General features: G+C 62.6%; 3 protein-coding genes and 1 pseudogene. 2 read left to right on the top strand and 2 right to left on the bottom strand.

The window, feature by feature from the left end; all coding sequences use genetic code 11:
• Nucleotides 1-389: 389 nt before the first annotated feature.
• Both GCT19_RS40075 and GCT19_RS40070 read right to left on the bottom strand, forming a co-directional pair.
• Nucleotides 390-3,375: pseudogene (locus GCT19_RS40075) on the bottom strand (Tn3 family transposase).
• A gap of 65 nt (nucleotides 3,376-3,440) precedes the next feature.
• Complete coding sequence (locus tag GCT19_RS40070) at nucleotides 3,441-4,661, bottom strand: tyrosine-type recombinase/integrase (protein WP_152854961.1); 1,221 nt, start codon at nucleotides 4,659-4,661, stop codon at nucleotides 3,441-3,443.
• A gap of 142 nt (nucleotides 4,662-4,803) precedes the next feature.
• Between GCT19_RS40070 and GCT19_RS40065 the strand changes: the two genes are divergently transcribed.
• Together GCT19_RS40065 and GCT19_RS40060 are read left to right on the top strand one after the other, a co-directional pair.
• Nucleotides 4,804-5,841: a DNA-binding protein gene (locus tag GCT19_RS40065; RefSeq protein ID WP_152854960.1), complete on the top strand. Its 1,038-nt coding sequence runs from the start codon at nucleotides 4,804-4,806 to the stop codon at nucleotides 5,839-5,841.
• A gap of 199 nt (nucleotides 5,842-6,040) precedes the next feature.
• On the top strand, nucleotides 6,041-7,863 hold a 1,823-nt coding region (locus tag GCT19_RS40060; protein WP_193727520.1), incomplete at its 3' end, for an SWIM zinc finger family protein.

The following is a 7,863-nucleotide window of genomic DNA, read 5'->3' as shown; positions in this document are numbered from 1 at the left end:
CCCTCAGATGCGGTTTAACAGGTTCGTGTTCCTCAACCGTCCCATGCTCAGCCTGGAGGCTCATCTTGGCGTAACCGCTTCGCCGCAAGCCCCGTTTCCCACGGACTACGTCACCTTGCCAGTGTCGGCAAGTCACCGCCGCTTCGGCTCACTTCCTCTCGCAGCAGAGAAAGGGCATGCCCCGGTACTACAACGTCAACTCCTCCGGGTACTGCATTCCAAACATGCTCAAGCAGCTTCACCCCCATACGGGCGGGCTACGCTGGCTGGGCGTACCATAGGTAAAATCTGACACCCACAGCGCATTGGGCCGTTCAGCCGTGAATTGCCGCTTCACGAGATCCTTTTGAGGGTCGCCCGGGATTCGTTAATATTTCGCCAAAAGTGCCTTAAGCGGCTGATCTGAAAGCGAAATCTATCGTTGGGTCGAGCGGGAGGATTTTCTTCATCAGGTCCAGCAGGTAGTCGCCGAACCGGTTGATGTGATCCAACCGGTATGGCGAGAGCGCCTTGAGCACGTCGGCGTCGACCGGATGCCCTTTTGCCTGCAACTCCTTGAGCACGCGCGACATCCACTGGACGTTGTAGAGGATCACCATGTTCGCGACGAGCTGGTTGTACTTGATGACCTTGCGCTGCTCGTGGCGGAGGTTTTCAGCGATGACGCCCTCGCCGCCAAACATCAGCCACTGCGCGAAGCCGTTGAACTGTTCGCTCTTGTTGGTCGCCGCGTGAATCGTGCGACGCAATTCGGGATCGTTGATGTATTTGAGCAGAAACAGCGTACGGATCACACGGCCGAGTTCACGAAACGCAAAGTACAGCTTGTTCTTGAGGCTCTCCGACCCCAGGCGTCGCAGGATCGTCGACGGCGTCATTTTACCCGCCTTGATCGAGACGGCCACGCGTAGCATGTCGGGAACATGCCGCTCGATCAAGGCCCAGTCGACGGTCGCGCGAAACAGGGAGTCGATGTTTTTGTAGCTTCGGTTCCGGTCGGCCTTGAAGAACTTCAGGCCCTTGACGTTGCGGATGCGCGGCATCAGCTTGATTCCAAGCAGGTACGCGAGCCCGAACACCGGTGCGCTTTGCGCCTGCGTGTCGCCATGAACGGTGTCGGGCTCCACATCGGACGTATTCCTGATCAACCCGTCGAGAATATAGACAGCCTCGTGTACACCGCACGGAATGAAGTGGCTGAACAGCGCGATGTACATGTCCGACACGTGATAGTAGCCGATCCCGCCGTATCCTCCGTACCGGATATGGTATTCGGACAGCAGGTTCTGCTCGTAAAGATTCCACTTCGTGCCGTCGGCCGACACCTGTTTGCCGGAGCCCCAGAATTTCGGCAGCGCAAACTGGTTGTACGCATTGATGACCCTGACGATCGCCTTGTCGAGCCGCTCTTCGGTGACGTATCGCAGGTTCAGCCACGCGACCTGCTTGCGGCTCAGATTCTTGACACAGCGAGCGGTCTGGCTGGGCCCGAGATTGCAGCCGTAGCAGAACAGCGTCGTAATGAAGCGCTTGCGCGGGTCGTCGATCTTGGTCTCGAAGCCCGACAGCGGGCCGAACAGTGTATGCAGATCGAGCCACTGCTCGGTTTCGGTGAGGATGTCGAGAATACTGATGGGGCGCATCGCGGCCGTGATGGCCTGATCGATAAGTTTCTTGTTCGGCGGTTCGGGTTCCGTCTCGAGCTTGTGAAGGATGAGGCCCTGCTCGGTGATCTCGACGTAGTCGTTCGCCGGAAAACCCGCGTCGACTTCGTCGGCCAGCGTGCTGAGTTGGTCGCGCAGGCCGTTGACGAAGGCGCGCGCGTCGACCGGCAGCCCGACGAGTTCGCCATAGCGAGGCAGTTCCTCCTGGAATTCGTCCCACGACACCTGATGCTCACGAGGGTCGTCATACTGATCACTCTGCTCAACGTAGACATCGCCCGAGTTGAGTTCGCGCATGATTTGGCTGAACACGCACAGCTCGAAATATTTGCGATGCAGCAGCCGGGCGGACCGGCCATCCGGAAAGATGCTCTTTTCCCATTTCTCCGGGATCCAGTCGAGCGGCAAGGTGGCGACGTCATCGTCACTGAGCATCAGGTGTTCGCGGCGGGACGAGCGCAACGGCTGCATCCACGTCAGCGCGACGAGCAACGCGTCGTCCTGGGAGCTGCGTTTCAGCGGCAGCATGTCGAGACACTGGAAAAGCAGCGATCGCAGATTCCGGTACGGAGTCAGCAGGAAGGGAAAGGTGTGATTGCCGGCGTACGCGATGTGCTCATTGCAGCGGGTCAGCGCGGCGTCGGGATCGCCGTTCAGGGCAGCCCGCATGCGGGCGATGCGCTCGGCATCTGGTACCTCAGCGTCCTGCAGCACGTTGAGTACGTCACGAAACTGGCTGACGAGCGCTTCAAGCTGGTCGGCGTGGGCGAGCTGGTATTGCTGAAGCCGCAGCTTTGCGGTGCTCTCGAGATTGCGCACCGTCTTGATGAAGATTTCCGCGACATCGTCGAGCGCCTTCTGCAACTGCGAGAAGACAAAGAGCACGGCGAGCGTGTAACGTTTGGCGGGCTTGAGCGTGCGCATTTCGTGCACGTCGAGGGCGCGCGCTTCAATGACGAACTGCGTGCGCTTGGGCGCAGAAAGGATTTCCGGTGGCGGTGGCAGGCCATCGGCCAGTTCGCGCATCTGCTGGATATGCTCCAGGAAACCGGCCACCTCACGGGGGCGTGGCCGCCTTCGGTTCGCGCTTCAGAGCGTCCCAGCGGGTCTGGCCCGTGTCGCTTACAAAAAGCCCATCGAGCCGCTCCACCTGTGAGGCATCCAGCGAGTCGACAAATGATCGGTAGAGGGTTTCGTAGAGGCTGCTGCGGGCGTGGGCGGCGATACGCGAGAGCGTCGCAAGCGGTGGCAGTTCATATCGATGCCGGACCAGTTCCTCGATGAGGACGTTGACGATATCGGGCAGTTCAGTTTTGGTGCGGGCGGCGTCGTCCGCCACGGTATCCAGCCAGCTGTATGTCTGCGCACTGGCGGGACGGATGTTGACGAACTCACGAAGGACTTTCTGATGACCTGACTTGCTGCCCGAGCGGTCATAGCGCACGAGCGTGGCGCGCGGGACTGGGCGCACCCCGAGTACCGCGCAGACGTGGTGAAGGATGGCGGCCGGAATGTCCGATACGGGTGGCAGATAGCCAAGCCGCTGCAACAGCTTGAGCTGCGCGAGGATCAGCACGCGTATCGGTGCCTGCCGGAACTGGCCGTACACGAAACGGATTTCGGTGGCGCTGGGCGTGAAGGCGGCACGGAGTTCGCCTTCACTGATTTCGGCAGGCAGCGCCGGATAGGCGGTTTCATGGACGTGATTCATGCGCGCATAAATTGGGGCGGAATGCGGGAGTCTGCCATCTCACGCATTCCCTGGGCGAAACCCCGCTATCCGGCGGGCTTGCCCCAGCCCAGCCGGTGACGCGTCTGGGTGGCCTGATGGCGCGCATCGTCTTCCGCGTGCAGATAGACGCTGGTGGTGGCGAGCGACGTGTGCCCAAGGTTGTCGCGCACGAAGCGCAGGTCGACCTGCTGGTCGGTCATGTGGGAGCCGGCGGTGTGTCTCACCCAGTGCGCCGAGGCGGCGGCCAGCACATCCGCGCGGGCGTGCCACTCGGGTCCACGGGCCCGCAGCCGCCCGGCAGCCAGCCGGAATACCTGCTTGACGATCAGGTGGATGGCGCCGCGCGACAGGGGCTTGTCATGACCGATCAGCGGCAACAGCAGCGGACGCGTTTCACCTGGCTGCGGCGACGGCGGCAGTCCGTGTGCACGCCGGTAGCGTGCCAGTTCGGCAATCAGTTCATCCGAGGCCGGCACCAGGCGGGTCTTGCTGCCCTTGCCGCACACCTCGATCCACCACCGTTCGACGCCGGCGGCGTCGCGCCGGCAGAATGCCGCGCCCATCGGGGTGCTGGCGATCTCCGCAGCACGCAGGCCGCCGAGATACAGGGTCGTGAAGAGCCAGCGACAGCGTGCCGCGTGCAACCGCTCGCGTTCGGTGCCCACCGGCAGGTTCTCGATAGTGATCCTGACCACATCCCACAACTCGTGCGTCAGATAACGCGTTACACGGGGGCTGGCTTTGACGCCGCGGCGTCGCGCGAGCGACAGGGGATTGCCGGCGAGATAGCCGGCGTCGACCAGCCACGCGAACATCGCGTTGAGAATTGTCATCGCATGGCGCACGCTCGTGGGCGACAGCGGTCCCGCGAAGGGCCTCCAGTCGGCAGACTTGCGGCCGGGCTTCTTGCGCGAAGTCATGATCCAGCGCCACGCCGGTTGCGGATCGGCGAGGAAATGCTGATAGACGAGCAGGTCCTCGTGCGTTAGCGATGACAGGGGTTTGCCGTGCTGCATGACGGCCCATAGCAGCAGGCGTTCGGCCTCCTTGCGGTAGGTCGCCAGTGTGCCGGGCACATCGGCGTAGCGGGCCAGCCACGCGGCGCTCGCGGCCAGATCGTCCTCGGCACTGATTTGCGCGATTGAGTTGTGAGCGCGATTGGTGCCGGCAACGCCGGACAGCTCCGGCGGGATGCGCAGGCGTTCAAGCGGCGGCGCCGGGGCATCCGGCACGAGGGGGGCGAGAGGGCTGACGGGGCGGTTCATGGTGTGACGCGTTTTGCGGCGGAAGTCCGCAGTATAGTTTAGACAGAAGCAGACTTATGTCTAAACTATACGTTTCTAATCAATATATTTTACGTATTACGTAGTAATATTTTTTGAATCGGAATCCAGAACACACCCTGCCATGACGACACACCCCGACTCCGCGCTGGATGACCAGCGCCTGCAGGCCGATATCGCAGCGTTGCGCACACGCTTTGCCGACACGCGCGAGCTCTACCGCGAAGTCTGCGCGCTGCTGTTCTTCCGCTATTGCATCACGCCCACGGCGAACAAGCTCTACAGCCTGGTGCGCAAGGGCAGCATGACGACGCCCGCCGACGTGCTGAACCGGTTCTGGCAGGATCTGCGCGACAAGACCCGTGTGAAGATCCACCATCCGGACCTGCCCGACGCCATGAAGCAGGTCGCAGCCGACGCCGTGCTCAGCATCTGGCAGGCGGCATCGGAAGCGGCGACCGGCCAGTTGGCCACACTGCGCGCCGAGGCGCGTCATCAGGCCCACGAAGCCGAAGCAGTACGCGATCAGGTCGTCGCAGAACTCGAGCTCGCCCGGCAGGCGACGGCGGCGACACAGGCTGAACTCGAAGCGACGCGCGCGCAACTCGCCAGCATGCGCGATGCGCTAGCCACCGAACGCGAGGCGCATGCGGCAACCGAGGCCCGCCTGCAGGAAATCCGCCGGCAAGTTGACGAAGCCGCCCCTCAGTTCGCGCAGGTCAAGGCCGAATTCACCGCTGAACTGGAGCGCGCACGCGACCGTGTCACCACCGCCGAGGAGCGGGCCGTCAGTCATGAGAAGCGCGCTCTGCGAGAAATTGACCAGGAACGCACCGCTCGCCAGAAAAGCGAAAAGACCGCTGAAGAGCTGCGCGTTCAATTGGGCGGTGCACGCGCTGAACTGAAGGACACAGCGCTCCAGCATGCCGACGCGCTTGCCTCCTTGCGTACCGAGCTCCGGCTTTTACAGCAGCGGGATGAAAGCGCAACGCAACAGCACCTCGCCACCATGGATGAACTGAACAGCACGCGATCGCTGCTGCAGGACGCGCTGCAACGGGCTGAGCGCGCTGATGCCGAGGTTCAGGTCACGCGCCGATTGCTAGACGCGCTGAAAAGAACGCCGTCGGCCCGGACGGTGCCGAAACCGACAGGGGGATAACAGCACCGGCTGTAACCAGTGTGCCTGGGCAAATCCCAAAGACCACCTTCCCGCAAACGTTGGCGCGTAAAATAGGCAGCCGTCGCGGACAACGGATGCCGGGAGGCCATGACAAGGACAGGCAGTCAGCACTTCACTTATCCCTGCCTGCCCACACGTTGCCGTCATGGCGGGTTGAACATGCATGGATGGGTCACTGATGTCGTCAGTTTTTTATGACCAGGCGCAGATCGCGCACTGGCTGGATTCCCGCACCGTCGCCCGGGCGCGTGATTACGTCCACGCGGTGTCGAAGCTGCGCTGGCAGGACAACGTACTCAGCGGCGAGGTGCAGGGGACCGCGCGTCGCCCCTATACGGTGGATGTACAGTTTTACGACACAGCGGATGGCCTGTGGGCCGAAAGTGAATGCTCCTGCCCGGTTGGATACGACTGCAAGCACGCCGCGGCGCTGCTGATCGCAGGCCTCGAAAGAATGCCGAAGCCCCAGCCAGGCGTACGTCATGAACTCGTTAGCTGGCTGGAGACGTTTCGTGCCGAACTGGCGACTACCGCGCCCAATGCAAGGAAGGCGGCCTCGAAACCGACCCATACGCTCGCCTATGTGCTGGGCTGGTCGCGCTATCACCAGCGCCATGAAGTGCAACTCTTCAAGGCGCGCCGCAATGCCGACGGCACGATCCGCTCGATCGACGATGCGTGGAACAATGTCGAGGCCGCCCTCATCAAGCCGCCGAAATTCGTCACGGACGATGATCTGACGATCCTGCGTGGACTGTGGCTGGGTCGCTGTCGCGAGGACTATGGCAGCTTCGTGTTGCGCGGCTCAACCGGGGCGGATGTGCTGCAGAAGCTGATCGTGACCGGTCGCCTGTTCGCCGCAGTGAGCGCGAATCAGGGCGCATTGTCCACGCCTGTGGCGCTGTCCCAGGGCGATCCTCGTACGGGACAGATCGAGTGGCAGCCCCAGGCAGACGACCATCTGCGACCTGTATTGCGAACCGGGCCACCAGCCACGCTGCTGCTGGCAACCGAACCGCTCTGGTACGTCGACGCGCAGGCGGGTGTCGCCGGCATCGTGCAGTTGCCGTCGCAATCCCTGACATCGCAGCAACTGGCCACGTACCTGTCGATGCCGCCGATCTCGTTGGCTGAAGCACCGCTCGTGGCCGCCGTGCTGCGCGAGATTGCCCCCGATCTGCCGTCACCTCCGGCACACGACGCATCGGCCATCCGGGTGATCGACACCGAGCCGGTGCCGCTCCTGTCGCTCGACACCCGCTCGGTGTATTCCGCGAGCTTTGGCAAATATGACTACCACAGCGGCGTGCTGGATTTCGCGACCGTCGGTTTCGACTATGGCGGGGTTTGCCTCAACGCGGATAGTGACGCGACCCTGGTCTCGCATCCCGACGGTGGCGTTGTTCAGCTCAGGCGGCGCCCTGATGCCGAGAAAAAGCGGCTGATAGAGTTACGCAAGACCGGGCTGCAGAAGATCCCCGCCAGTCGCGTACAGAGTATGCAATCGCTTCCCGATGCGATGCTCGGGCTGACGGAGCCCGAAGCGTGGCACGCGTTCGTGAATGATGTGTTACCGGTGCTGCGCGGCAAGGGCTGGCGCGTCACCATGACCGCTGGGTTCCGCTTCAACGTGATCGAGATCGACGCCATCGACGGGACGGCGCACCACGCCGGCGACGGCTGGTTCGATCTGGAAATGGGGATCACGGTAGGCGACCGTACGGAGCGCCTCGAGCCGCTGCTGGCGGAACTGTTCCGGCGCGACCGGCGCTGGCTGTCGGGCGAACTCGATACGATTGCCGATGACGAAATGATCGAGCTGAGAACCAATCGGAGCGAACGGCTGCGCCTGCGCGCCGACCGGCTCAAACCGGTCGTGCGGATACTGGTCGATCTGTTCGAGTCTGTTGGAGAAGGTTCCCTGCGGATTTCCGAACTGGATGCCGGCCGCCTCGAAGCACTGAACGATACGGGCCGCTGGCAGTTCCACGGCGATGCGTC

Source organism: Paraburkholderia atlantica (genome assembly GCF_009362785.1).
Taxonomy (GTDB): Bacteria; Pseudomonadota; Gammaproteobacteria; order Burkholderiales; family Burkholderiaceae; genus Paraburkholderia; species Paraburkholderia atlantica.
This window is presented reverse-complemented; position numbering and strand designations above follow the sequence as displayed.